Here is a 25,675-nt window from a genome sequence, read left to right as displayed (position 1 = left end):
AACGAAACTAATTTTGGGCAACTTAAATAAATACACGTACCAGAGCGTATACCTTTGCAAGGTCTCTTGCAGGCCACCGCCCCCGTACCGCATTTTCGGTATTACCTCCTTCATCTCTTGACGACATAACGTCTCAATTGCGGGTCACCGTTGATCCGCTTCACCTCCTCTTTTATGATGGTAGCGACTTCCATTCCTATACGCTCGAAGTTATCCCGAAGCACCTTTGCATCCACGGGTCCGATGACAGGAAAAGGCTTCTCTTGCCCACGATCAGCAACTTCTTTTGTAAAGGCGGCATGAAAACCTTTCAATTCGAGTTTTACGTCGGGGTCGTCGGCGATGATGCCCACGAATTCACCGGAAGACAGATGAGCCAGGTCAGCCGGCGTAATAGCATCTTCCGTCTGTGTGGTCTTACCAACCGAAGTATCCGTGCTATTCACCGTAATGGTAGTTTTTAGGTGAACATTGGTATGGAACCTTTTGCCCACCCAGTCGGCTGTTTCTCCCGTCACCTGTCCACAAATGAGATTGCCACTGGTATTCATGATCTGGTAGGCTTCATCCCGGGAGTACTGTAGGGTCAGCTGGCTAAGGTCTTGTACGGCGAGGATGGGAACGATATTGTTCGAACGGCCTGTGGCGATGGTTTGCAGTACGCTGGTCGCTCTTACCGTGGCAAACTCATCCAGTACCTGGGCGGTGGGGTACCGGTCGGGTTGGTTGATCCTTCTGTTAAGCCTGTCGACAATTAAAGAAAGTATCGGCGCCAGCGCGTCCTGTCTTGCCGGGTCTCCTCCAAGGCAGAGGATGGCCGGGGCATTGGGATCATTGATGTCGAGTTTGAGATCGTTGCCGCTGAGAACATAGTAAATGTCCGGTGAGTCCAGCCTTGCCAGGGGTATCCTGGCCGAAGCTATCTGACCGTCCAGCATTTCCATGGTTTTGTTCAGATAAGCCTCTTTAAAGGGACCGATGAGGCCCCGGGTCTCGGGCTCGGCATTGAGGATGGTAAACAGTTCGTCATAGGGGGCTTTGGACAGTTCGATGACGTGCGGAAGGGTGCAGTAGGCTCCATCTTTATATATCTTGAGGAACCAGATGAGGGCGGCGAGGAAATTGATCGGTGATTCCACGAAGAACTCGCCCTGTTTGTGCAACCAGGCACGGTTCATGCTAAGCAGGATGGTCCTGCTAATACCCAGGGCATCGTTCTTATGGATCAATGTGGCCGGGTCGATGATGTTGCAGCGGTGAGTCCGGGCCAGATCGGTAAAATTGATGCAATAAAGGCGGGCGTTTGGCGGATACCGGTCCCCATGGCGTAAGAAACTATTATAAGTGTGCCTGGTCAGCGCCGGGTATTTGTAGTCATACACTAGCAGGGCCATGCCTTTCGAGGCCAGCTGTTCTATCATCGGTTCGATGAGGAACCAGGACTTACCCGAGCCCGGCGAACCCATGATGAGGACTCCGCGCCGGGGGTTGACGATATTGACATAGCTTTTTCGCTTGCGGCCATTATATCCATAGGTTGCCCGGAAATTGAGCGAATACGGGGTGGTGATCAGCTGTTCTTCCTGTTTGAAGCCGGCGCTGTCCGGGTGGAAATTTTTCCAGTGAAAAGCATAGCTCATGGCCGCCCCGAGTCTGCTCACCGTGCCGACGATGAGCAGGTAGCCGATCGAGGTAACAGCGATATAATGTTTGGCAAGCGAGGGGTCCCCATTGATGGGGGTCAACCAATAGGTGCTGAAAAAGAGCAACAGTCCGATGGCAAGAAGGATCATTGGCCATTTAACGCCAACCTTCCGTTCGGCAGGGCGGCCGGGAAGGAAGGAGGGAACCGCCACTAGTACAAAAACAAAAATTTTGGTTATCCACTCGTCGCTGGTGAGCTTCTGAAACACCTCCTGGAATCTGTCCAATACTGCGGTGAATGGTCCCGCGTCGCTGCGGAATGCCCAATAGCAAAGTGCATAATAATGCAGTAATAAGATGGAGACGCTTGTTGTTATTAAATACCCGGATATTTTGTTTGCGTTCAGGGTGTTTGCATTGTTGTTCATAAGTGAAGGTTTATTTGATGTTCTTGTGATTGTTGTTCTTCAAGCTGTTGTTCGGGAGCCAGTCGCTTTCGGAGCGCGGCAAGGTCATAGCCTGCCCCGAGGCTTTCGCCTCCAAACGCATATTTACCAACATGATCGACGAAGAAAACCCGTTCTTCCCCGTCGGCTCTCTTCGCTGTTACGACGTCGATCCCCTCCCGCTCCAGGTTTTCTTTGAATCTCGCCCAATCCGGCGTCTCCCCTGCAACGGCCCATTCGATTGCCGTATGAAGACGTTCACGCGGAGCTTCGCGGTTGCGCAAGTTCTCGGCGAATTTTTTTTCCAACTTTTTGATCGTGGGTTTGAGTAAGAAGGCGCTGGCTTTGATAGGTTTGCCTATCCGGTTGCCGTTCTCATCGAGAGCATGATAGAGAAGGCCGCCGAGCTTGCGCAACCGCGAATCCTCCAGGCCGGGATTGGCTGTTACGTTATATTGTTTCAGGATAGCGTTGAATTCGTCGAGGGAGGTATAATTATAGTGGTCAACCACCGTATTGAGGACATCGCTGATGGCGTGTGTCAAACCCTGCTCACCATAGGTTATCTTTTGCGCGTGGTCTACCGCGAATCTAAGCTGGTCTTCCGCCGTCGCTTTTAGATTTTTTTCAAGAGAGAATTCCCTTTCCAATTCTCTGCACAGCCGGTGGGATGCATGATAGTCCTTAGGCTCAAGCTTTTTCAAGCGTCCGTCGGCCCGCACCGTGGTAGCCACGATATGGACATGAGTGTGGCCGGCGTCCAGGTGCCGGTAGACAACATAAGGTTGATCCTCAAACCCCATACCCGTCATATAACGATTGGCCACCTCGACCAATCTTTTATTGTCAAGCTTTTCCTCCTTGCCGAAATTCAATGAGAAATGTACGCCGTAGTCATGCAACCGTTCGTTGAAGGACGATCGTTGGCGAAATCGGTCGAGGATTTCCTCCTCGGTCAGCTGGTCATGATCTTTTAAGAAGTTCTCCGCTCCGATCCTTTCAGCCTTGCCTTCGTCTATTTTTTGCTCGTTGTAATGAAGGGAAAAATAAATTCCATTATTGGGTTTTATTTGTGGTTGCATGGGGTCACAATTTTGATAAGATTTTCTTCAATAATGGTCATTTTCCGCTTCAGCTCTTCCTTTTCTATCGTTGTGAATGTCTCCTTGCCCAAAAGGATCTTGAGGTCTTTTCTTAATTTAACAGCCGTTTCGATAAAGTCATCCAGCGAACGATTGCGGTAGATGACGGCGACAGGTTGGCCTAAAACCAGTTTTCTGAGATAGGAAGCTTTCGACTTGTAAATCGTAGCCTTATAATTCTCCATGAGTTTTTCGTACTCACTCTGATCCAGGTAAACAGATAATATCCTTTTAAATCGCTTATAGCCCATAACACCCCTCTTTGGTCAATCGTTACAATGACCAAATTACGGCAGGCATCAGTCGAAAAAAATACGATTTCGTAAGTGTTAGCGAATATTTGTTAGTGTTAGCTCAACGGCTACCGGGACGTGGGTTGTTTTTGAAGTACTTGCTCTTGACGTTGCTGTAATAAGTGGGTGTGAGGTTGAGAAAGCTGGCCAGGTACTGATCTTGTACCCGGGATTCCAGTTCGGGGTAGTGTTTCATGAGGAAGCAAAAGCGGTTATACGACTCATCCTGACGCATCTCTTCCCGTTCGTCGCTTTGCAGGTAGTACTTTTCCAGCAGGTCGGCGCGATGCCGGTGGAAGGAAGACCATTTTTTTAGTGCGGACTGGTATTGCTGGAAAGAGATACTGAGAATAGTGGTGGGCTCAAGGCATTGGACCGTTTCTGTAGCGGGTTGTTGCCTGAAAAAGCTTCTCACGGAGGCATAGACATCTCCCTCTTTCATGAACCAGGAGGTAAATTCGTGACCCTTGTAGTTGGTCCGGAAGCCCCTGATGAGACCTTTTTCGATGAATCCCAGGGATCGGGCCACTGTACCTTCTTTGACAAGGGGTTCTCCTATTTCATGATGGGTAGGGTGTAGCGAGGCCTCCAGATAATCGCGGAGGCCTTCTTCCAGGGGTGACAGGGAGTCGAGGAGATGAAATACGGGTTCCATAAGGTAACGGTTTGGCGGGGAAGATAGGTCCATCCGCTGCAGCGTTTGCGCATGGTACGCAATCAATATATGGCCCAATCCGGCTCTGCCAATGCCTATCAGAGCAATGTCGTGCAGCAGCGATGGAACCAAACCGTCGGCGACGAACTGATCAACAAGGATATGGAACAGCTTTGAAAATCGTCAATTCCTTTACCCTCACGGATATTCACGACCAAACAGCCTTCATCGAATCCGAAGGAATTATCACCAGCGACAGTGCCACTCAATTTATGACCTATAATGTCACGACCGGCCTGAAGGGGGAGCAGAAAGGAGAATACCAGGTCGATTCGAAGACCGGGATGCTGCTCAGCGCTACAGTAAATGTGACCGTTGAGGGCACCCTTCAAGTCATAGGTAGGGACATTCCGCTGACGATGAGGAGCCAGGTGAAAATGGAGCGGCATCAGTAAGTCGTCCCTTCTCACATATTATATGCCGCATAATACGCAGCTCCCTGCAACGCCATCTTATCATTCAACACCACATGCACCGGGATCTTGTCCGACAGATCGTGCATCCGGCCATTGTTGTCGAAATTTTTTGTCCAGTGTTCTGTCTGCAAAAGCGGAAGGATCTTGGGCGGGATGCCGCCGGCGAGGAAGAGGCCACCGGTAGCCATCAGCTTCAACACGAGACAGGAAGCTTCGGTAGCGAGATAGCGGACAAACAGGTCCATGGTCTCTGCACAGATGAGATCGTCGTGTCTGAGGGCCGCTTCGCTGATGACGGCGGCAGGGTCTTCGTCCTTCAGCCGTTCGGATAACCATTCGGGTAGGGGATCGCGATGTTTCGACACCAGGCAATGAAAGATGTTCTTGATGCCCATCCCGGAGACGAGCCGCTCCCAGCTGACATGACCGAATTGCTGTTGCAGCGCATAGAAGAGCTCCACATCTTTTGGAGTGCGGGGCGCAAAGTCGGCATGCCCGCCTTCGGTTGCAAATGGATGATACCGCTCCCCATCCCAGAACAGCCCGGCCTCACCCAGGCCCGTACCGGGAGCGATGATGGCGATATTGCCTTTCGCCTCCGGGTCACCCGTGGCAAGGGTGGCCAGTTCGTCGCTGCCAAGACCGGCCATGCCATATGCTGTCGCTTCCAGGTCGTTTATAAAATGAACGGGGATGCCTAACTCCCGGCTTATAGCAGCGCTGTCAAGATCCCAGGACAGGTTGGTGAGCTTGCTCCTGCCGTTCACGACGGGACCCGCCACCGCGGCGCAAACCCGCTCTGGCAGCTTTCCCTTGTGGAAATCATGGATAATCTCGGTGAGAGTCGGGTAATCCCTGGAGACATATCTTTTCTGTTCGACGATGCTGACCCCTTCCCAGGAGGCCACGCAGCGGGCGATATTGGTCTTGGTGCCCCCGATGTCGGCAGCGAGAAGCGTTACCGGTTCTTGATCTTTCTTTAGTCCTTTTTTAAAAGCGATGGGTACCTTTAATGACATGCAAGTAGGTTTGAGCGTTGTGCCCAAAGTTACATGTTACGCCGGTATTGTCCGCCAACTTCATATAAAGCGTTGGTTATTTCCCCAAGAGTGCAATACTTCACCGTCTCCATCAATTCCCCGAAGAGGTTGCCATTGGTAACGGCCACTTCCTTCAGCCGGCGAAGCATCTCCGGCTTCCGGGCCGTATTGCGTTGCCGAAAGGCTTGCAGATTACCTATCTGCTGGTCCTTCTCTTCGGCCGTGCTGCGGATCACCTCTCCGGGCAACACCGTTGGGGAACCTTTTCTGTCCAGGAAGGTGTTGACACCCACGATAGGCAGCTCGCCGCTGTGCTTGAGACTTTCATAATGCAGGCTTTCCTCCTGTATCTTATTGCGCTGGTACATCCGCTCCATAGCGCCTAGCACACCCCCGCGTTCGTTGATGCGGTCGAACTCACTGAGCACTGCTTCTTCAACCAGGTCGGTCAGCTCTTCCACGGCAAAGCTGCCCTGGAGGTAGTTTTCGGTTCGTGCACTGCCCAATTCCCGGTTGATGATCAGCTGAATGGCCATCGCACGGCGGACACTCTCTTCCGTCGGCGTGGTGATCGCTTCATCATAGGCGTTGGTATGAAGAGAGTTGCAGTTATCATAGATGGCATACAGCGCCTGCAGCGTGGTACGGATATCGTTGAAGTCTATCTCCTGGGCATGGAGGCTGCGGCCGCTGGTCTGTATATGATATTTCAACTTTTGCGACCGGCCATTGCCTTTATACACATGCTTGATGGCCTTGGCCCAGATGCGGCGGGCTACGCGGCCGATGACGCTATATTCCGGGTCCATGCCGTTGCTGAAGAAAAAGGAAAGATTGGGCGCGAAGTCGTCGATTGCCATGCCGCGACTCAGATAGTACTCCACATACGTAAACCCGTTGGAGAGGGTAAAGGCCAATTGGGTGATGGGGTTGGCGCCGGCTTCGGCGATGTGATAGCCGCTGATGGATACGCTGTAGAAGTTGCGCACCTGGTGACTGATGAACCAGGCCTGTACATCCCCCATCAGCCGCAGGGCGAACTCCGTGCTGAAGATGCAGGTGTTCTGGGCCTGATCTTCTTTGAGGATATCGGCCTGTACGGTACCCCTCACCTGCGAAAGTGCGGACGCCCGCAGCTGTTGATAGACCTCCGCCGGCACCACTTCGTCGCCGCTGAGCCCGAGTAAGCCAAGCCCCAGCCCGTCATTGCCTTCGGGCAGCCCCTCGGGGCTTAACGGGTTGCGATACACAGGGCGGTTGCCATCGGGGTATTTTCGGGTAAAGACCTCCGCCACTGCTTCGATGTCGCCGATGCCCGATGCGCCCGCCGCACCACGCCCATTCGCCGCCAGCCATTTCTCGCATTGCTGGTCGATAGCGGCATTCATAAAGAAGGCGAGCAGAATCGGCGCAGGACCGTTAATAGTCATACTCACCGAAGTCTTCGGATCGCAAAGATCGAATCCGCTATAGAGTTTTTTGGCGTCGTCGACGGTGGCGATGCTCACGCCGGCATTGCCGATCTTCCCATAGATGTCGGGACGATAGTCGGGGTCTTCGCCATATAACGTCACCGAGTCGAAGGCCGTACTCAGCCGTTTGGCGGGCTGACCGGCAGAAACATAATGAAAGCGTTTGTTGGTGCGTTCGGGGCCGCCCTCGCCGGCAAACATCCGCGTCGGGTCCTCTTCGGCGCGTTTGAGGGGGAAGACCCCGGCAGTGTAGGGATATTTACCCGGGAAATTTTCCTGGAGCCGCCAGCGCAGGATATCTCCCCAGTCCCGCAGCCGTGGAACGGCGATACGTGGGATAGCAGTACCGGAGAGGGATTCGGTGAACAGTGGCTGGCTGATCACCTTACCCCTGACGTCATAGTCGAAGCTGTCCTGCCGGTAACGCGCCGTCAGTGCCGGCCATTCTTCGATCAGCTTTTTGCAGAGGGGAAAGAGCTGCTGCTCGTATTTGGTCTTTTGGGCCAATAGCTCGTCGCGCCCCGGAAAGGCCGCCGGCAGCTCGTCAAGAACGCCGCTGAGCCTATAAAGCCGGGAGGCGATATCCGCCTGCTCTTCCGTCCGCCGGTTATATTCCCGGATGGCGCCGGTTATCTCGGCCATATAGCGTACCCGCGACGCCGGCAGTATCTGCGACCGGGTGGTCGTATCCTGGGTGTGGGGGTGCATCGTCAGTTCGCCATAACGAACCCCCGTCTTTGTCTCGATGGCGAACATCAGCTTTTCGAACAGCTCATTCACTCCAGCATCATTGAATTGCGCGGCTATCGTGCCGACGACAGGCAGCTCGCCATCTTTGGCCGTCCAGAGTTGGTGATTGCGTTTGTATTGCTTGCGAATATCATGGAGGGCATCCAATGCCCCTGCCTTGTCGAATTTGTTCAACACCACCAGGTCGGCATAATCCAGCATATTTATTTTTTCCAGCTGGGATGCAGCGCCATATTCCGGGGTCATCACATATAAGCTTATATCGGAATGGTCGAGGATGGATGCGTCGCTTTGTCCCACACCCGCCGACTCGAGGATAATGAGATCATAGGCGGCCGACTTACAGATGTCGATAGCCTCCTGTACATGGGCGCTGAGGGCCTTGTCGCTGTCCCGTGTAGCCAGGCTACGCATGTAGGCGCGGGGGCTGGAGATGGCGTTCATCCGGATACGGTCACCCAGCAGGGCGCCGCCGGTCTTTTTCTTGGAAGGGTCTACGGAAACGACGGCGATGGTCTTGTCGGGAAAGCTGTTCAGATAGCGACGCACCAGCTCATCGGTAACGGAGGACTTACCGGCCCCACCGGTACCGGTGACCCCAACCACGGGGATGCTTGCGACGTGGCCCCCCTGTGCCCCGGCTACCGCTGCCCCCCCTGCGCCCACGGCCTTCACGCCCGCCGCCCCGCCGATCTCCGTCGGCCCAACCCCATTCTCCGCATTCGTTATCGACCTTGCGATCTTCCGGATATCCTTCCATTCTCCCAGTTTCATTTGCCCGGGGAAATTTCGCGGATCACCATTCAACGGGAAGTCGCATTGCCTGATAACATCTTCGATCATCCCTTCCAATCCCATCCGGCGGCCATCGTCGGGTGAATAAATGCGGGTGATGCCATATTGGTGCAACTCCTCTATTTCCTGTGGCAGTATCGTTCCGCCACCACCGCCAAAAAGCCGGATGTGCCCGCATCCATTCTCGTCGAGCAGGTCCTTCATATACTTGAAGAACTCCAGATGCCCCCCCTGGTAGGATGTGATGGCGATGCCCTGGACATCCTCCTCGATGGCGCACTCCACGATCTCGGCCACCGAACGGTTGTGCCCCAGGTGAATAATCTCCGCACCCTTTGCTTGCAGGATGCGACGCATAATATTGATAGCCGCATCATGTCCATCGAACAATGCAGCGGCCGTAACAAGCCGGACCTTATTAACCGGGGTATAACTCATGACCTAAATGTTTGGAAGACAGGCAAATTTAGGCAAAAAAACTAATGATCGTTAGTTTTGTTGGGGAGACGCCCAATCTTTATTGAGAGACAGGAAGATAGCGCGGTCGCCGGGCTTATGCCCTGAATGCAGTGTACAGATAGGGATTGAACCTTTCAATGGGATGTGGGATAAAATAGCCCTTGATGCATTCATAGTTGAGTACACATATCTGAATATGATTTCGATCTGTTATGGCCGTTCCAGGGTAGATCGGATCACCCTCTCCAAACGCGCATCGAACGGTATCGAAGCGGAGGTCGGGATTTCCCCTTCCAACTGTCCGCATATAACTCAATACGGTGCAATCCAGGCGCCTGTTACTGTCTTTGTTAACAGGGAGAGGCTTACCAACTTCTTTGTAAGACTGTTCCATCTCCAGGTACATTTTCTTCAAAAGCGCAAGGGATTCGGACTCCAGCAAATTAAGACACCTTCTTAATTCTATGATGGCGCCAAGAACAAAAGGGGTTTCAATCTTTTTCTTGTTGAACTGAATACCCCTGGCATTTTCTTCGCCATACTCTAATGATCTTACCGGATTCTGTTCCCAGAAGTAAATGCCTTCCCCCAGCCAATCCCATGGATTTATACTGGGTTTGAGTTTTTCGGTACCTGTCAGGACCTCTAGTGCGAGCTTCTTATCGCAGCTATGATACCCCAGGACTTCATATGGTTGAGTAAGGGCCAATGCTCTCGTCTGATTTATTCTTCTTTTTTGTCTTCTTTCTCTTGTACATCATCTGTCTCATCCAGGAGGCCCGCTTCTTTCAAGAATTCGAGCGTTGCCTCCTTTGATCCCCTGATCCTCTTGTTGACTTCTTCCAAAGCGCGGTCGAATGCTGGAAGTACTTCGTCCCAATTAGTCAAAGTGTATATTGGCATATTTTAGTTTTTTAGTTGTTATTAAATAAAAGGTTGAACGCACACGATTTTGTATAGCGTGTGCCGTCTGATTGGAGGGATAGTAGTGTGGAGGGAAAAGTCATATAAAGTTCCGCGTTTGTTTCGAATCCAACAAGTGATCGGGTTGCATTGTGAAAAAAAATCCCGCAGTATCCAAAAAATCAGTAATTTGTCTCGCTTTGAAGCGCTTTGCTGCCATACTGCTCATGGGAATCCTGTTCTTCAACTGGTACGGTTACCAGTTGCTGACCCAATACTGGCAACAACAGGCCGACAGCCGCCTGGAAGCCCGCCTCGACAGGAATGAATACAATGAATCCCAACTCTTTAGCGTAAAGATCCCCATCACTTCCCTCTCTTATTATGATGATGGTTCTTCCAACAGCTTTCAACGGGTGGATGGCCAGATAGACATCGGCGGTGTTCGCTACCAGTATGTCAAACGTCGGATAATCAAGGATTCGCTCGAACTGCTTTGCATCCCCAACGAGACGGCTATAAAACTGCAACGAGTGAAGAATGATTTCTTCCGGCAGGTGAACGATCTCGGGCAGCAAAGCCAGGGGAAGAAGGCGCCAACCCCCGTCAAGAATACTTCGAATGATTATCAGCCGACGGCAATGTATGTTGCCGTTCCCGATGCGTTGGCCGCACTCGAGCCCGTGCGCGGGGTTTATACCTTTCCCTATCTTCCCTCCTATTGCTCACCCACCGATGAGATGCCGCCGGATCAGGCTCCTGCCTTATCCTGAGAAGTCTGTTCTTCCAGCATCAAATCCATACAATGAAGGTTTTTTCCGGTGACGGGCTGCAGCAGCCCGCACAACCCATACATTCCACGCTGCGCATCGCTTCGGCAATGTGCTTCATCGGCCACGGCGCTTTCGGCATCATCACCAAACCCATCTGGTGTAATTACTTCGCCGTCTTTGGCATCGGCCATGACCTCGCCTACCGGCTCATGCCACTGGTGGGGATCATCGATATCCTGATGGGCCTTTCCCTGCTCTTCTATCCCATCCGGGCCATAGCAGCCTGGCTGGTAGGCTGGGGATTGCTGACTGCTGCCCTGCGGCCGCTGTCCGGTGAGCCTTTTGCAGAGATCATCGAAAGGGCCGGCAATTATTGTGCACCCCTGGCCCTGCTCCTGCTTTCGGAAAAGGGTGGTTTAGGCTCCAGGCTAAGCCCGGATCCCCGCATCGACGCCCGCAGGTTCCGCCTCGTCACCTTTTGCCTTCGCCTGGCTGTTTTTTTCCTGCTATCGGGACATGGCTGGCTCAATCTCATCGAAAAGAAAGGTCTGCTCCAGCAATATGCCGGCCTGGGTTTCCCCGATCCGGCTCATACCGCTCATCTCGTGGGGATGTTCGAGCTGCTGGCGGCCCTGGCAGTCCTGGTGCGCCCGGTGCGCCCGTTAGTGCTAGTCTTCTTTGTATGGAAGATGGGAATAGAACTTTTCTATCCACAACACGAAGTCTTCGAATGGATCGAACGCGGCGGCAGCTATGGCTGTCTGCTGGCCTTATGGATGGCCCTGGGACAAACCCCGGCGCTCACCGGATCACAAACAAAAGAAAAAATCACTCTTACCATTTAACGCTTATGAGAAAGTTATTTATCGCCATATTCTTACTCGCTTCCGCTCAACACGTTTTTTCCCAGGGATGCGTCGCCATCCGCAGCACCGGGGGATTCTGCACCGCCGGCGGCCAGGGTCATATGGATACCGCCAGCAAATGGCAGTTCACCGACAACAACCGCTATTATAAATCCTTCCGTCACTATGTCGGCACGGCCGAACAGAAACAGCGCCAGACGCTGGGCAATGCAGTCATCAACTGCGCATATACCAACGATTTAGCCATCTACCGCATCCTGAATCCCCGCTGGTCGCTCATGCTCGACCTCCCTATCTCGGCCAACTCCAGATCCCAGACCTACCTGGAGAAAGGTATCTACAACCGGTTTACCACGGGCGCCTTTGGTATAGGCGATGTCCGGGTTGCCGTCTATGGCTGGGTACTCGATCCCGTAAAAATGCCCAAGGGCAATATCCAGGTCGGCCTGGGGCTCAAGCTGCCCACCGGCAACGACAATGTCCAGGATTGGTTCAAGACCAGCGACAGTACAAAAAATTTCGGCCCAGTGGACCAGTCTATCCAATTGGGTGACGGCGGCACCGGCATCACCCTGGAGATAAATGCCTTCTACAACTTCTCCCAGCATGTCGGCGTCTACGGCAACTTCTTCTACCTCGCAAATCCCGCCGACCAGAATGGCGTTTCCAACGCCCATGGCGGAACCCCTTCCGCCTCATCCATCGCCAACACCAGCAGTGTGATGAGCGTGCCCGACCAATACCTGATAAGAGCCGGGGTCAACCTGCAATTCAACCGGCTCACCGCCTCCGCCGGTTTCCGCGATGACTGCCTGCCCGTACACGATCTCATCGGCAGCAGCCACGGCTTTAGAAGACCCGGGTATATCCTTTCCGCCGAACCCGGCCTCACCTACATGCTCTCGTCCAAGGTGTCGGTCTATTCTTTTGTTCCCATCGCGATGGTGCGTAACCGCACCCAAAGCGTCCCGGACAAGATCACGACGGCGCTCACCGGCGTCTATACCCATGGCGATGCGGCCTTTGCCGATTATGTTATCAACATCGGAGCGAACATTCGTTTCTAAAATCTTACGGCTATACAAATTCTTATGATGAATTGCAAAAATGCTGCACTTTTCGCCATCCCGCTGCTCGTTCTTTTGAGCCCGGCGATTGCAAAAGCGCAAACGGATGAGGATGCCATCACGATGGCGAAAAAAAATCTCTGCATCGGCGCAACTTATATGAACAGTAGCTGGGACCACTACTGGGAAGGAACCTTCAAGCGCAATAACCAAAACCTGGGGACCGTATCCACCCAACAGGTGATGCTGATGGGAACATACGGCATCACCAAAAAACTGAATATTGTCGTCGGGGCGCCCTATATCTGGACCCATTCCACGGCCGGCACACTCCATGGGCAGCATGGCATCCAGGATCTATCTGCCTGGGTCAAATGGGAGGCGCTGCAACAGAAAGTCGGCAAGGGTGTTGTGAAAGTATTCCTACTTGGCGGCGGCTCCATCCCCCTGACCAACTACATCGCAGACTACCTGCCCCTGTCCATCGGATTGCAAAGCAAGACTGCCTCCGGCAGACTATTGATCGATTATCAATTGGGCAATTTCTTCGCCACCGCATCAGGGACGTATACAGGGCGCAGTGATATCACCATCGATCGGAATTCCTACTATACTGCATCCCTGCATCTTACGAATAAGGTCTTTATGCCCGATATGGCCTCCTGGAATGTCAGGACAGGCTATCGCAGCAAATACCTCATCGTCGAAGGCGTCTTTTCCGATATGATCACTTTGGGCGGATTCGATATCCGGAAGAATGACATGCCCTTCCCCAGCAACAAGATGAACTCCACGATGGCCGGCGCCGACTTCAAATACGAATTGAAGAAACCGAAAGGCCTCTCGATCGTCGGCGGCGCCATGTACACCTTGTCCGGACGCAACATAGGACAGTCCACTTCCTGGGATCTCGGCGTCTTTTATATCATTGACTTCGCTCATAAAAATTCCCAAGCCAAATCCAAGTGATCATGCAACTGTTTATAACCGATATAAAACGGACTATCACCCTAATAGCGCCACTAGCGGCACTTCTGGGTCTCTCCGCCTGTAACAAAAGCGTCTCTGACAGGACAGCCGATCTGCCGCCCCTCGCGCCCGCCAGCGAAGACCTCAATGCCGGCAGCTGGAAACCCATCCTCATGCCTCGGCCCGATACTTTCGCCGTGACGGCTCCCGTGGCAACCAGCAACACCCTTTACATAGCCGATCTCAACGAAATAAAAGGTTACCAGGCCCATCTCACCAGCGATCAGCAGGGCCAGATAGCGTACTGGAGCGCCGGTGGCGTCCTGCGCTGGAATGAGATCATGCTCGGTCTCATGGCGAAGTACAACCTCCCGCCCTACCAGAATGCCGACGGATCCTATCCCATCCCCAGCAGTACCAACCCCTTCGCTTATCCCTATTTCCCCTTCGCCAATCCCCCTTATGCCGCTCGCGCCCTTGCCTATGTCAGCGCCGCACAATACGATGCGCTGGTCGCCTGCTGGCATTATAAAACCTTGTATAACCGGCCAGCTCCCTATCTCGTGGATTCCACCATCAAGGCGCTCGCCGGAAAGAACAACCTGCCTTCCTATCCTTCCGAAGGGGCTGTACTGGCCGGCGTCAGCGCGGAAATGATGAAGTTGCTCTTTCCCGATGAGCTGGCGAATATTCAACAGAAACTCCAGGAGCAAGAGACGGCTCTTATCGCTTCAGGGGCCGCAGCGCGCAGCGATGTCACCGCCGGGGAAGCCCTGGGCCGACAGATAGCCGGGCTTTTCATCGCACGCGGCCGCGCCGACAATGCCGGTAAGGCAGTCGGGACGCCCGCCGGCTGGGCAAGCCTGGTCACTACCGCCCAGTCAAAGAACCAGGTTCCCTGGCTAAGCCTCGAAACGCCTGCAAGACCGCCCATGTTGCCTTTATTCGGGAAGGTGAAAGGCTTTTTGTGCGATTCGGCCACCATCGTCGCCCTTCGCCCGGGTCCGCCGCCTTCGACGGGCAGCGACTCCATGAAAGCGCAGACTCAGGCCGCCTATAGCATGATAAAGAATGCAACCCGCGACCAGATGCGCATCGTACAGTTCTGGGCAGATGGCGTCGGAACCTATACCCCGCCGGGACACTGGAATGCCATCGCGGACGGAGATTTCGTGAACCAGAACTATAGCGAAGTACGATGGGCCCGCAACCTGGCCCTGCTGAATATGGCGGAAATGGACGCCGCCATCAGTTGCTGGGATATCAAATACTATTATTTCAACCCGCGGCCTACTCAAATGGACCCGACGATCAAGACCCTGACGGGGATACCCAACTTCCCTTCCTACGTCTCGGGGCACTCGATGTTCAGCGCCGCAGCCGCCACCATTCTCGGCCATATCCTTCCGTCCCGTGCAACGGCCTATATGGCCATGGCCCAGGAAGCAGCCAACTCCCGCATCTATGCCGGCATCCACTATAGCATCGATTGCACGGCAGGGTTTTCGGTAGGCCAGAATATAGGCGGGTATGCGATCAAACGCGCCCAAAGTGATGGGGCCGAATAAAGATTTTTGGTTCAAAGCAAAAGCAATCAAACGCCGCGATTCTTCGCGGTGTTTTTTTTTGCCCCCACGCGCACGACTATTTCTCCACCGGATTCATTATTTTTAACATACCATAATAGCATATATGAAAAGATCGGCCGGCGTCTTACTCCTTGTAATAACCTCCCTCCTTTCTCTCGGTCAACCCATCGTCACCACCCCACCCGACAAGATCTACGGGAAATTATTCGTCGATGTCCAGATGAACCGGGTATTCCCCGACGGCAAAACCTTTGTGGACTGCATCCCGAAACGAAAACCTGCCGACATCGTCGCCGACTATGAAGCGCAAAAAGAAGCGGCGGGTTTCGACCTGAAGAAATTCGTCCTCGACAATTTCGATCTGCCGGCAAACCCCACCGAAACGTACAAGACCAACAACACCGAAGATGTGGTCACCCATATCCGCAATCTTTGGCAGGTGTTGAAACGAACGCCTGATAAAGTCGTGGAAGGCAGCTCCCTGCTCCCGCTGCCGTATCCTTATATCGTTCCCGGCGGCCGCTTCCGGGAAGTATATTATTGGGACTCCTATTTCACCATGCTCGGACTGAAAGAGAGCGGCGAGATAGAGATGATCGACAACATGGTAAAGAACTTCGCCTATCTCATCGGGAATTACGGTCATATCCCCAATGGCAACAGAACCTACTATCTCGGCCGGTCGCAGCCACCCTTCTTCTCCGTCATGGTCGAACTGCTGGCCGAAGCCAAGGGAGACAGCGTCTACCAGGAATTCCTGCCGGCGATGGAAAAAGAATACGCCTTCTGGATGGATGGCGCCGACAAACTAAAACCCGGTCAGGCCTATCGCCGGGTCGTCAGGCTGAGAGACGGGGATATCCTCAACCGTTACTGGGACGACGCCACCGTTCCCCGGCAGGAAAGCTGGCGGGAGGATGTGCTGACGGCACAGCATTCGGGGCGTGATAAGGTAGAAATGTACGAAGACCTCCGGGCCGCCGCGGAAAGCGGCATGGACTTCAGCAGCCGCTGGTTTGCCGATAATAAGAACTTAGTCACTATTCGTACCATCGATCTTATCCCACCCGATCTCAATGCCCTGCTCTATCATTTGGAATGGGCCATTTCCAAGGCAAAGCTGATGAACAAGGACAGTTCGGCCGCCGACTTCCGTCGTAAGGCGATCCGGCGTGGCGAACTTCTCGATAAATATTGCTGGAACAAGACCGAGACCTTTTACACGGATTACAACTTCCGCACCGGCAAACAAAGCAATCTTATCACTCCCGCCGGTCTTTATCCCTTCTGCTTTATAAATGAACATCCCGACTATATGAGCTTCCTGGGCAGAAAAGTGGCGATCGTGCTCCGCAACAAGCTTCTGCGGCCCGGCGGCATCGTGACGACGACCTTCGACACGGGTGAACAATGGGATTCTCCCAATGGCTGGGCGCCGCTGGAATGGATGACCATCTGGGGACTCGACCGCTGCGGTCAAAAGGAGCTGGCCGCTGATATTGCCGCCCGCTGGGTAAAGCTGGTGGAGAAAGTGTATAAGTCGACAGGAAAGCTGATGGAAAAATATAATGTTGCAGACATCAATAAAGAGGCCGGCGGCGGTGAATATCCCGGTCAGGACGGCTTCGGATGGACCAACGGGGTGTTGCTAAAACTCATCGATCAATACAATCTTCCAAAGGAATAAATATGATACGCAAGATCTTCTTTTCATGCCTCTTTTTGATCGGGTTTTTTGTTGCCCGCTCACAGCAGACCCCGGAGAAGTTTGTACAGGTGACGAATTACCTGTTATATCTCCCGGATGGATATTCACAGGACACTACCGTCAAGTGGCCCCTGATCCTTTTCCTCCATGGCTCCGGAGAGAGCGGTCATGATCTGGAAAAGGTGAAGGTTCATGGTCCGCCCATGCTGGTAGCGCAAGGGAAGAAGCTCCCTTTTATCATTGTTTCGCCACAGACACCTGATCCCGCCACCGGATGGGAACCCAATACGCTGTACTGGCTGCTGCAGGATGTCAAAGAAAAATATCGCGTTGACCCCGACAGGGTCTATCTCACCGGATTAAGCATGGGTGGTTTCGGTTCCTGGACGCTGGCCATCAAACATCCGGAAGAATTTGCAGCGGTGGTGCCGATTTGCGCCGGCGGCGATACTGCCGACATCTGGAAACTGCGAAATATGCCGGTCTGGGGTTTCCATGGCGCCAAGGATAACGTAGTACCCCTGGCGAGGGGTCAGGCAATGGTCGACGCCTTGAGAAAGTATAACCCATCGACACGCTTTACTATTTATCCGGATGCCGATCACAATTCCTGGACAGTCACATACGCAAATGACAGCCTGTACCAGTGGCTGTTAGCGCAAAAGAAATTCAGGTATACCAGGGGCACTGCCGACCCGGTGATCCTGAAAGCGTGCGTGGGTCGGTATGCCGACGAGCACAGGGATAGTGTGCAGCTCTTCCTGGCCGGGGACACCCTAAAGGCCACTACTCACAACGAGACCGTCGAGCTGAAGCCGGCAGCTGCCAACCTGTTTTATATCGTTGACACTAAGCCAGAGAGCCTCCAGTTCATACTGAATAAACATGGAAAGGTAGAAGCATTCCTGTTTTATGGTAATACGAGGCTGATCTTTAAAAAATACCAATAAGCAGCTGGCCGGCAGTATCTTTACAAAAAATTGTCTGCATGTTCAGATCCCTCTTGGCCATTATACTGATCCCGGTGTTTTTCACTGCCTGCTCGACAAACAATGTCACTGTCGATGAGAGCTTAAAGAACTATTTCGACAGCGCCGGAATAAAAGGCTGTTTTGGGCTGTATGATAACGGGCAGGGGCATTTCACCATCTATAACCTGCCCCGCTTCCGCGACAGCGCCTATGCGCCCGGCGCCACCTTCGATATCCTCCAGTCACTCATCGCTTTTCAAACAGGGACGTTGAAAGACGACAAAGCCTTACTCATCATCACCGACACTTCCATAGCCGATCTCGCTCATCCCGGACAGAAGACGGTACTGCGACGGGGCGTCACCGTGACAGAAGCCTTCCGGACAATATCTCTTACCAATGATGCCGTATTCAACCGGATTGCGGATAGTCTCGGGAAAGACAGCGTAAAGAAATGGGTCGATTCCCTTCAATATGGAAATAAGGATCTCAACGGACCAGATTCCACCTGGGAAGACTATCGGTTAAAGATCACTTCGGATGAACAGCTGGGGCTGGTGAAGAAATTGTATTTCGACCAGCTGCCTTTCTTCAAACGGTCGCACGAGCTCGTCAGGGCGATGATGTCCACCGAAGGAAATTCCAATTATAACCTGTCTTATAAGATCGGCCGCGTCTCTTATGCGGACGGCCATGTCCTTGGCTGGGTGCTTGGCTGGATAGAGGAAAATAAACATCCTTATTTCTTCGTTTTGAACTTCGAATCTTCCAATGGACCAATGGATGTGTCAGCCGTTGGTCTTCAAGTTGTTAAAAATATCTTACGATCCATGGGATTCTTCAACGGGAAGAAGTAATTAAGGATAAAAAGGGTATCTTGCAAACCGGTGTATCGTTTCCAACATAGCGATTATCTTATTGGACTGGGGGCTCTGCCCTTATTACTGGCCGCCCTGTTTTTCCTGTTGCAATGGAAGAAGAAAACAGCCACCCGGATGGGTGACCCTGCGCTGATCAGGCAATTGATCCGGAATTTTTCACCGTTTCGTTTCCTGGTGAAGGTATTGCTGGTTTTCCTTGCTTTTTTGATCATCATTCTCGGTGCGGCCAACCCGCAGATGCCCGGCGCCATGCAGAATATCCAGCGGAAAGGGGTGGATGTGATGTTTGTGCTGGATGTCAGCAAGAGCATGCTGGCCACGGATATAAAGCCCAGCCGCCTGGACAAGGCTAAGCAACTGCTGCTGTTGTTGAGCGAAAAGCTCGAGAACGATCGGCTCGGGCTCATCCTTTTTGCCGGCCGCGCCTACCTGCAGATGCCCCTGACCACCGACCACGGTGCCGCGCGGATGTATATCCAGGACGCCAGCCCGGATGCAGTCCCCACCCAGGGTACGGTGATCGCCGACGCCCTCCACATGGCCAACACTGCCTTCAACAGTAAGGAGCGGAAATACAAGTCGATCGTACTCGTCTCCGACGGCGAAGACCATGACCCCGATGCGCTGAAAGTAGCAAAGGAGCTGGCGCAAAACGGCGTCATGATCAACACCATCGGCATCGGCTCGCCCGATGGTTCCACCATCATCGACCCGGCCACGGGCGAAACGAAAAAGGATGAACAGGGCAACACCGTTATCTCCAAGCTCAACGAAGCCGAGCTGCAACAACTGTCCGATGCCACCAACGGGGAATATATCCGCCTTGACAATGTCGATGACGCCCTGATCACGATGACTGAGCGCATCGACAGCGCCGAAAAGAAATCGATGAGCGACGCGGAATTCATCGACTATATAAGCTATTTCCAATGGTTTCTTGGCGCCGCCTTCGTCCTGCTGGTGATGGAATTCTTTTTGTCTGAGCGGCGCCGGGAAAAGAGACCTGCAAATGGGAGCAAACCCGCCGCCGGAACACCTGCCCTGGCCGCCCGCGCCTTGCTGGTGCTGGTCGTTATAGCGGCCGCTCTGCCTGCCACCGCACAGTCGGGAAATGGCGATGCCAAAGTCCGCAACGGCAACCGGTATTATAAAAAGCACCAGATCGATGAGTCGGTGCAGCAGTATCAATCCGCTGTTCAGCAGGCGCCCGACAACCCCACTGCTAATTATAATTTAGGCAACGCTCAGTTTAGAAAAAATAATTTCGACGAAGCGGGAAGATCATACGACTCCGCCATCCATTATAGCCAGGATAAGACGATGCAGGAAAAAGGGTATTACAACAAAGGGGTGGCGATGATCAAACAAAAGAAGCTGCAGGAAAGCATCGAGGCCTGGAAAAAAGCGCTCAAGCTGGATGCTTCGGATGTCGAAGCGCGGGACAACCTGGAGAAGGCGCTGATGGAATTGAAGAAGCAGCAACAACAACAGCAACAACAGCAAAAGGATCAGAAGAAAGAACAGAACAACAAAAAAGAAGATAAAAAAGACCAGGATCAACAGCAACAACAACAGCAAGAGCAGCCAAAACCCCAGCGCAGCCGCCTCAACAAACAACAAGTCGAGCAGTTGTTGAAAGCGCTCGAACAGAAAGAGAACGATCTGCAGAACAAAATGAAACAGAGCAAGGTGAAAACACCTAACCAACCCGACAAGGACTGGTAGGCCTGCCCTGGTCCATCGCTTTAGCCCCCCACTTTGGCGCCGGCCGGATTCTTTGTAACTTTACCTCCTTATGCAACTCTATTGTCAATCGCTCACCCGGTGGTCGAGGCTGCCAACGCTTGAAGTAAAGATCGGCGATCTGCTTCTTGGCAATTTTCATCCGATCAGGGTGCAGACCATGACCACCACCGACACCATGGATACGCTTGCCACCGTGGAACAATCGATCAGGTGTATCGAAGCGGGTGCGGAACTGGTGAGGATCACGGCCCCCAGCAAGAAAGAAGCGGAAAACCTGCTGAATATCAAGAATGAATTGCGTCGCAGGGGCTATACCACCCCCCTGGTGGCCGACATCCATTTCACCCCCAATGCCGCCGAGATCGCGGCCCGCATCGTGGAAAAAGTGCGGATCAACCCCGGCAACTATATCGACAAAAAGAAATTCGAGCTCATCGAATATACGGATGCCGAATACGATGAAGAGATAGATCGCATCCGCCAGCGGTTTACTCCCCTGGTAAAGATCTGTAAGGAATATGGCACCGCGATGCGCATCGGTACCAATCATGGCTCGCTCAGCGATCGCATCATGAGCCGTTATGGCGACACCCCGATGGGTATGGTTGAAAGCGCCATGGAATTCCTGCGCGTAGCCCGCCACGAATCCTATCACAACATCATTCTCAGCATGAAATCCAGCAACCCGCTGGTGATGGTACAAGCCTATCGCCTGCTGATCAACAAGATGCAGGAAGAATTCGGGGTCTGCTACCCCCTCCACCTGGGGGTCACCGAGGCTGGGGACGGCGAAGATGGCCGCATCAAATCGGCCATCGGCATTGGCACCCTGCTCGAAGATGGTATCGGCGACACCATCCGGGTATCACTGACGGAAGACCCGGAATTCGAGATCCCCGTCTGCAACGATCTGGTAAAACGTTATCAGCATCGCTCCCAGCCTGTGGCAGCGATTCCCCCGGTAGAAAAAATCCCGTATTCGCCCTTCGAATACCGGCGCAGGTGGTCCCGCATCCTGCCGCGCATCGGCAGCAGCCACGTACCCGTCGTAGTGGCGGACTTCACAAATGCCGCAGCCATCACACGCGAAGACCTCACCGCCATCGGGTATACCTATGATGCTGTCAGCGACAAATGGAAGATCAGCGACGCCGCTGCCGACTTCCTCTACACCGGGGATAAGACCATCGACTTCGACCTGCCCGGCACGCTGCAGGTGATCTGTGATTACGGCGTCTGGCTCGAACAAGACGATCAATCGCACTATTATCCTCTTTTCGAGGGGGCGGCTTACGACCCGGCAGGTGACCGCTCTGGCATCCTCAACTTCGTAGCAGTGGATGCCGCGACGGAAGAAGCTATAGCGCTTGCAGAGTCGCTGCGCGATGATGCAACGGTGGTGCTCTGTTGCCGGTCTTCGCACCCCGAAGAGCTGCTTTCCATCCGGCGCTTTATCATGGAGTTGATGATCCGCGATGTCCGCTGTCCCGTCATCCTCACGGTGGAGAGCCACCATACCTCCATCGACGAGCAGCTGATACAATTCTCCGCCGAAGCGGGCGCTCTCCTGCTCGAGGGCATGGGCGACGGGATATGGCTGATCAACGATGCGGAAAAGATCGTCAATCTGCGCATCAGCGGCCGCACCTATCTCCCCGTCAGAAATAACCATCAATTCCTGAATAACACCTCCTTCTCCATTCTGCAAGCTACCCGGACACGCATCTCAAAGACCGAGTATATCTCTTGTCCCTCATGCGGCCGGACCCTCTTCGATCTGCAGGAGACGACGGCCAGGATCAGGTCGATGACGCATCATCTCAAAGGTGTCAAGATTGCGATTATGGGCTGCATCGTCAACGGTCCCGGGGAAATGGCCGACGCAGATTTCGGATATGTTGGCAGCGGACCGGGCAAGATAACCCTATACAAAGGAAAGGAGATTGTAAAACGCGGCGTAGATAGCGCTATCGCGGTCGAGGAGCTCATCGGGCTGCTGAAAGAACATGGCGCCTGGGTGGAACCCGTCGAACCCGTGATCTCATAAAATCATTTGTCCGATGAACCGCATCGACAGACTTCATGCCATACTCACGCACCTGCAGAGCAAGCGGAAAGTGACGGCGCAGGAAATGGCCGATCGCTTCAATATCAGCCTGCGGACAGTCTACCGCGACGTCAAAGCCCTCGATGAGTCCGGTGTGCCCGTCATCGGCGAGGCCGGGTCCGGCTACACCATTATGGAAGGATACCGGCTGCCTCCTGTCATGTTCACGCAGGAAGAGGCCAGCGCCCTGCTATTGGGGGCTAAACTGGCCGAACAATTCACGGACGGGTCTATACAGCAACACTTCCAGGGGGCCCTGTTCAAGATAAAGGCAGTGCTCCGCTCGTCAGATAAGGAATATGTCGACAGCCTTACGGAGCACATCGAGATCCTGGCCCGCTACCGCCCTGACAGTGATTCCCCCCAGCAATACCTTTCCCTCCTGCAACAGTCCATTGTTAATAAAAAGCTGGTCAATATCCACTACCGGTCAAATCAAAAAGAGGAGGTCACACGCCGGCGGGTGGAACCCATCGGGCTGCTGTATTATGGCTCCGCCTGGCATCTCATCGGCTGGTGCCATCTTCGCAATGACTATCGCGATTTCCGGCTTAGCCGCATGCTGGGTGTCGTCATGGAGGATGGCGCTTTTGACTCCACCGCCCACCCCTCTATAAAGGAATATATCGAACAGATAATGGTGGAATCCGATCTCCAGGAGGCGGTGGTAAGTTTTGACAAGCGAATAGTAAAATACCTGGCGGAACAAAAATATCTCAACGGCTTTGTCTCGGAAGAAGAGTGCGAGGCCGGTGTCCGGATGAAATTCCTGGTTTCCAACCTACGCTACTTCGCCCGGTGGCTGCTCACTTACACCGACGAGGTAAGGGTCGATTCACCCGAGGCCTTAAAGACCCTCACGCAGGAGATGTCCGAAAAATGTTCTGCACATCACCGGTCCTACTGACATACTGTTGTCACTTTAGGGGTGTTCCTTTGAGGAAACAGCGTTTCGTATGCTTATTCGCACGCATCCCTTTATGAATGTCCTTTATACCGCCCGGCAGGCCCGACTTGGCGATCTCCAGTCCTACGCCGGCACCGTTGTCCGTGATCTTTACCGGTATGTGGCCGATCTCGACCTCCTGGTCTGTGGCCCGCAATACTGGTTCTATTATGGTGTCGATGGCCGTCCCGATACGAAGTTCACTCTCGAGGTGGCTCTGCCAGTAGAAGGAAAAATTCCCACGGCCCTGCTTCCCTATTTTAAACAGATACCTGCCTTTCGTTGTCTTTCTTCCAGATATGAAGGGCCCTGGGAGGGCATCGCTCAGGAATATGAAAAGATGATGCAGCATATCAAAGAGAATCAACTGAGAATGAATGGGATTTATGCAGAATCTTTTTTGCATATAGATACCGATCACCCCGATAACCAGATCACCGAGATCCTTATCGGGCTTTGCTAAAAATCTTTAATATGAAAAATTACGCCTGTGCCGCCTTTATCTTCGACGGCTTTGCCGACCACGAACTTTCCCTCGTGATGACCGCCCTCAACCGCACCGGCCAGTTCACCCTGGAGACCTTTTCTACCAGGGGCAGGACGGTGACCTCGGGCAGCGGCCTCCGGGTGATGCCCCATACCAGCCTTTCCTATGTAACGCCGGAAGACTTCGATCTCCTGATCCTGCCAGGGGGCGATCAATGGGAAAAAGGCGATAACCTGGAGATCTTTCCCCTGATAGAAGCTACCGCCGGCCACCGCCTCGTGCTGGCTGTAGGCTCGGCTACCCTGTCCCTGGCCGATCTCGGCCTGCTGGATCATATTCCCCATACCGGTAGTCATCCCGGCTATTTCAGCCGTTATTGCCCGGAATATGCAGGTGCCCCTTTCTTCTCCCGGCAGCCTTGTGTAATCGCCGACGGTATCATCACCATCGATAGCGCCGCGCTTGTCGACCCGGCCTGCACAATGTTAGCCCTTTTCGATACATTGCAGAAAATTACCGCAGACAACCATGAACTTTTCGATCCGGCATGCTAAAGAAAATGACCTTGACCTGATAAACCTTATCGACAACGACAGCGGAACGACCATCTCTATTTTGCCTGGCTATGGCGCTATCCTCCATGCTTTTCATATCCGGCTGAAAGATGGTTCCCTTTACAATGTCATCGATAATTACCACGATGGCAGCGAATTGAAAAGGGAACTGTCCCGCAGCTTTAAAGGACCCAAACTCTCTCCCTTCCCCTGCCGGATCCCGGATGGGGTGTATCATTTTGATGGTCAGGAATACCGTTTCGCACACCTTTTCGGTGATGGCACGGCTATTCACGGGCTTTTGTTCGATAAGCCGTTTACGGTGATCGAAGAAAACGCCGGCGATAGTGGCGCTACGGTATCCATGCAATATTCTTACGTTAAGGACGATCCGGGCTATCCTTTTCTCTACACCTGTATAGTGAGCTATCGCTTGCATCCCGGAAATACCCTGGAAGTGGTGACGACGGTGACAAACGACGATCAGGAAACTATCCCCATCGCGGATGGCTGGCATCCCTACTGGCGGCTTGGCGGGAAGGCCGATGACTGGCAACTTCAATTCCATGCTGCCGCTATCGTAGATTTTGACCAACGGCTGGTGCCCACCGGCAGCCTCACGCCGTATCAGGTATTTGAAACAGCGCGCCTCCTCGGCGACACCTTCCTGGACAATTGCTTTGCGCTAAGACCCGGGCTGGTCAGCGCTGCATGCGAACTGTATAATCCTGCCAACGGGCTGCAGGTCTCTTTCTTTCCCGATGCCACTTTCCCCTATCTGCAGATTTACACCCCCAATACCCGCGACAGCATTGCAGTAGAAAACCTCAGCGGCGCCCCCGACTGCTTTAATAATAATATGGGGCTTTTGCTTTTGCAGCCGGGGCATTCACAAATATTTACCGTAAGGTATAAGGTTAGCGTAGACTAATAAAT

General features: G+C 53.3%; 24 protein-coding genes. 16 read left to right on the top strand and 8 right to left on the bottom strand.

The features are described 5' to 3' along the window. Positions 1-110: 110 nt before the first annotated feature. The 4 genes from IEY39_RS18115 to IEY39_RS18100 all read right to left on the bottom strand — a co-directional run bounded on the left by IEY39_RS18115 (position 111) and on the right by IEY39_RS18100 (position 4,180). A complete protein-coding gene (locus tag IEY39_RS18115) occupies positions 111-2,072 on the bottom strand; it encodes a YWFCY domain-containing protein (protein WP_188934179.1) in 1,962 nt (653 codons plus the stop codon). Further along, positions 2,069-3,172, bottom strand: coding sequence for a relaxase/mobilization nuclease domain-containing protein (locus IEY39_RS18110; protein ID WP_188934177.1), 1,104 nt, complete (start codon positions 3,170-3,172; stop codon positions 2,069-2,071). The genes IEY39_RS18115 and IEY39_RS18110 overlap by 4 nt, the downstream gene beginning before the upstream one ends. Beyond that, entirely contained in the window at positions 3,157-3,417 is a 261-nt protein-coding gene (locus tag IEY39_RS18105) for a hypothetical protein (protein WP_188934175.1), read from the bottom strand. The genes IEY39_RS18110 and IEY39_RS18105 overlap by 16 nt, the downstream gene beginning before the upstream one ends. Positions 3,418-3,586: 169 nt before the next feature. Next, on the bottom strand, positions 3,587-4,180 hold the full coding sequence (locus tag IEY39_RS18100) for a Crp/Fnr family transcriptional regulator (protein ID WP_188934173.1): 594 nt from the start codon (positions 4,178-4,180) through the stop codon (positions 3,587-3,589). 51 nt (positions 4,181-4,231) lie between these two features. Here IEY39_RS18100 and IEY39_RS30085 point away from each other — a divergent pair, with 51 nt between their 5' ends. Both IEY39_RS30085 and IEY39_RS18095 read left to right on the top strand, forming a co-directional pair. Further along, positions 4,232-4,357 (top strand): hypothetical protein, encoded by a 126-nt coding sequence (locus IEY39_RS30085; protein WP_262892864.1) that lies wholly within the window; start codon positions 4,232-4,234, stop codon positions 4,355-4,357. Beyond that, positions 4,354-4,635 carry a DUF6263 family protein gene (locus IEY39_RS18095; RefSeq protein WP_188934171.1) on the top strand — a complete coding sequence of 94 codons (282 nt, stop codon included), beginning with the start codon at positions 4,354-4,356 and terminating at the stop codon, positions 4,633-4,635. The genes IEY39_RS30085 and IEY39_RS18095 overlap by 4 nt, the downstream gene beginning before the upstream one ends. 11 nt (positions 4,636-4,646) lie before the next feature. On the opposite strand, the gene glk is transcribed toward IEY39_RS18095, so the two are convergent. The 4 genes from glk to IEY39_RS18075 form a co-directional block, all read right to left on the bottom strand. Further along, the gene (gene glk, locus IEY39_RS18090) at positions 4,647-5,675 is read right to left on the bottom strand and encodes a glucokinase (RefSeq protein ID WP_188934169.1); all 1,029 of its coding nucleotides are present in this window, start codon (positions 5,673-5,675) and stop codon (positions 4,647-4,649) included. A 29-nt stretch (positions 5,676-5,704) separates the two neighbouring features. After that, complete coding sequence (locus IEY39_RS18085) at positions 5,705-9,151, bottom strand: methylmalonyl-CoA mutase family protein (protein WP_188934167.1); 3,447 nt, start codon at positions 9,149-9,151, stop codon at positions 5,705-5,707. A gap of 115 nt (positions 9,152-9,266) precedes the next feature. Next, the gene (locus IEY39_RS18080; RefSeq protein ID WP_188934165.1) at positions 9,267-9,881 is read right to left on the bottom strand and encodes a hypothetical protein; all 615 of its coding nucleotides are present in this window, start codon (positions 9,879-9,881) and stop codon (positions 9,267-9,269) included. A gap of 14 nt (positions 9,882-9,895) precedes the next feature. Continuing rightward, the gene (locus IEY39_RS18075; protein ID WP_188934163.1) at positions 9,896-10,075 is read right to left on the bottom strand and encodes a hypothetical protein; all 180 of its coding nucleotides are present in this window, start codon (positions 10,073-10,075) and stop codon (positions 9,896-9,898) included. A 200-nt stretch (positions 10,076-10,275) separates the two neighbouring features. Between IEY39_RS18075 and IEY39_RS18070 the strand changes: the two genes are divergently transcribed. The 14 genes from IEY39_RS18070 to IEY39_RS18005 all read left to right on the top strand — a co-directional run bounded on the left by IEY39_RS18070 (position 10,276) and on the right by IEY39_RS18005 (position 25,670). Further along, positions 10,276-10,848, top strand: a complete 573-nt coding sequence (locus IEY39_RS18070) for a hypothetical protein (RefSeq protein WP_188934161.1) — start codon at positions 10,276-10,278, stop codon at positions 10,846-10,848. A 32-nt stretch (positions 10,849-10,880) separates the two neighbouring features. Next, the gene (locus IEY39_RS18065) at positions 10,881-11,693 is read left to right on the top strand and encodes a hypothetical protein (protein ID WP_188934159.1); all 813 of its coding nucleotides are present in this window, start codon (positions 10,881-10,883) and stop codon (positions 11,691-11,693) included. A 5-nt stretch (positions 11,694-11,698) separates the two neighbouring features. Continuing rightward, complete coding sequence (locus IEY39_RS18060; RefSeq protein WP_188934157.1) at positions 11,699-12,781, top strand: hypothetical protein; 1,083 nt, start codon at positions 11,699-11,701, stop codon at positions 12,779-12,781. Positions 12,782-12,805: 24 nt separating this feature from the next. Continuing rightward, complete coding sequence (locus IEY39_RS18055; RefSeq protein WP_188934155.1) at positions 12,806-13,750, top strand: hypothetical protein; 945 nt, start codon at positions 12,806-12,808, stop codon at positions 13,748-13,750. A 2-nt stretch (positions 13,751-13,752) separates the two neighbouring features. Then, on the top strand, positions 13,753-15,318 hold the full coding sequence (locus IEY39_RS18050) for a vanadium-dependent haloperoxidase (protein WP_188934153.1): 1,566 nt from the start codon (positions 13,753-13,755) through the stop codon (positions 15,316-15,318). 124 nt (positions 15,319-15,442) lie between these two features. Beyond that, the gene (gene treF, locus IEY39_RS18045) at positions 15,443-17,026 is read left to right on the top strand and encodes an alpha,alpha-trehalase TreF (protein ID WP_188934151.1); all 1,584 of its coding nucleotides are present in this window, start codon (positions 15,443-15,445) and stop codon (positions 17,024-17,026) included. A 2-nt stretch (positions 17,027-17,028) separates the two neighbouring features. Further along, complete coding sequence (locus IEY39_RS18040; RefSeq protein ID WP_188934149.1) at positions 17,029-17,997, top strand: carboxylesterase family protein; 969 nt, start codon at positions 17,029-17,031, stop codon at positions 17,995-17,997. 38 nt (positions 17,998-18,035) lie between these two features. Next, a complete protein-coding gene (locus IEY39_RS18035) occupies positions 18,036-18,875 on the top strand; it encodes a penicillin-binding transpeptidase domain-containing protein (protein WP_188934147.1) in 840 nt (279 codons plus the stop codon). Positions 18,876-18,905: 30 nt separating this feature from the next. Then, a complete protein-coding gene (locus IEY39_RS18030; RefSeq protein WP_188934145.1) occupies positions 18,906-20,624 on the top strand; it encodes a VWA domain-containing protein in 1,719 nt (572 codons plus the stop codon). 70 nt (positions 20,625-20,694) lie between these two features. Then, positions 20,695-22,692, top strand: coding sequence for a (E)-4-hydroxy-3-methylbut-2-enyl-diphosphate synthase (gene ispG / locus IEY39_RS18025; RefSeq protein WP_188934143.1), 1,998 nt, complete (start codon positions 20,695-20,697; stop codon positions 22,690-22,692). Positions 22,693-22,705: 13 nt separating this feature from the next. Beyond that, on the top strand, positions 22,706-23,659 hold the full coding sequence (locus tag IEY39_RS18020) for a helix-turn-helix transcriptional regulator (RefSeq protein WP_188934142.1): 954 nt from the start codon (positions 22,706-22,708) through the stop codon (positions 23,657-23,659). Between the two features lie 49 nt (positions 23,660-23,708). Further along, complete coding sequence (locus tag IEY39_RS18015; protein ID WP_188934140.1) at positions 23,709-24,161, top strand: GyrI-like domain-containing protein; 453 nt, start codon at positions 23,709-23,711, stop codon at positions 24,159-24,161. An 11-nt stretch (positions 24,162-24,172) separates the two neighbouring features. Next, the gene (locus tag IEY39_RS18010; protein ID WP_188934137.1) at positions 24,173-24,739 is read left to right on the top strand and encodes a DJ-1/PfpI family protein; all 567 of its coding nucleotides are present in this window, start codon (positions 24,173-24,175) and stop codon (positions 24,737-24,739) included. After that, positions 24,714-25,670 carry an aldose 1-epimerase gene (locus IEY39_RS18005; RefSeq protein WP_188934135.1) on the top strand — a complete coding sequence of 319 codons (957 nt, stop codon included), beginning with the start codon at positions 24,714-24,716 and terminating at the stop codon, positions 25,668-25,670. The genes IEY39_RS18010 and IEY39_RS18005 overlap by 26 nt, the downstream gene beginning before the upstream one ends. Positions 25,671-25,675 lie beyond the last annotated feature (5 nt).

The sequence above is a fragment of the Puia dinghuensis genome (genome assembly GCF_014642875.1).
Lineage (GTDB): Bacteria > Bacteroidota > Bacteroidia > Chitinophagales > Chitinophagaceae > Puia > Puia dinghuensis.
The sequence above is the reverse complement of the archived record's forward strand: the minus strand, read 5'-3'. Positions and strand labels throughout refer to the sequence as shown.

Coding starts and splice junctions, on each gene's coding strand:
- IEY39_RS18115 (WP_188934179.1), bottom strand. CDS start 2,072: ATGAACAACAATGCAAACACCCTGAACGCAAACAAAATATCCGGGTAT.
- IEY39_RS18110 (WP_188934177.1), bottom strand. CDS start 3,172: ATGCAACCACAAATAAAACCCAATAATGGAATTTATTTTTCCCTTCAT.
- IEY39_RS18105 (WP_188934175.1), bottom strand. CDS start 3,417: ATGGAGAATTATAAGGCTACGATTTACAAGTCGAAAGCTTCCTATCTC.
- IEY39_RS18100 (WP_188934173.1), bottom strand. CDS start 4,180: ATGGAACCCGTATTTCATCTCCTCGACTCCCTGTCACCCCTGGAAGAA.
- IEY39_RS30085 (WP_262892864.1), top strand. CDS start 4,232: ATGGTACGCAATCAATATATGGCCCAATCCGGCTCTGCCAATGCCTAT.
- glk (WP_188934169.1), bottom strand. CDS start 5,675: ATGTCATTAAAGGTACCCATCGCTTTTAAAAAAGGACTAAAGAAAGAT.
- IEY39_RS18085 (WP_188934167.1), bottom strand. CDS start 9,151: ATGAGTTATACCCCGGTTAATAAGGTCCGGCTTGTTACGGCCGCTGCA.
- IEY39_RS18075 (WP_188934163.1), bottom strand. CDS start 10,075: ATGCCAATATACACTTTGACTAATTGGGACGAAGTACTTCCAGCATTC.
- IEY39_RS18065 (WP_188934159.1), top strand. CDS start 10,881: ATGAAGGTTTTTTCCGGTGACGGGCTGCAGCAGCCCGCACAACCCATA.
- IEY39_RS18060 (WP_188934157.1), top strand. CDS start 11,699: ATGAGAAAGTTATTTATCGCCATATTCTTACTCGCTTCCGCTCAACAC.
- IEY39_RS18055 (WP_188934155.1), top strand. CDS start 12,806: ATGATGAATTGCAAAAATGCTGCACTTTTCGCCATCCCGCTGCTCGTT.
- IEY39_RS18050 (WP_188934153.1), top strand. CDS start 13,753: ATGCAACTGTTTATAACCGATATAAAACGGACTATCACCCTAATAGCG.
- treF (WP_188934151.1), top strand. CDS start 15,443: ATGAAAAGATCGGCCGGCGTCTTACTCCTTGTAATAACCTCCCTCCTT.
- IEY39_RS18040 (WP_188934149.1), top strand. CDS start 17,029: ATGATACGCAAGATCTTCTTTTCATGCCTCTTTTTGATCGGGTTTTTT.
- IEY39_RS18035 (WP_188934147.1), top strand. CDS start 18,036: ATGTTCAGATCCCTCTTGGCCATTATACTGATCCCGGTGTTTTTCACT.
- ispG (WP_188934143.1), top strand. CDS start 20,695: ATGCAACTCTATTGTCAATCGCTCACCCGGTGGTCGAGGCTGCCAACG.
- IEY39_RS18020 (WP_188934142.1), top strand. CDS start 22,706: ATGAACCGCATCGACAGACTTCATGCCATACTCACGCACCTGCAGAGC.
- IEY39_RS18015 (WP_188934140.1), top strand. CDS start 23,709: ATGCTTATTCGCACGCATCCCTTTATGAATGTCCTTTATACCGCCCGG.
- IEY39_RS18010 (WP_188934137.1), top strand. CDS start 24,173: ATGAAAAATTACGCCTGTGCCGCCTTTATCTTCGACGGCTTTGCCGAC.
- IEY39_RS18005 (WP_188934135.1), top strand. CDS start 24,714: ATGAACTTTTCGATCCGGCATGCTAAAGAAAATGACCTTGACCTGATA.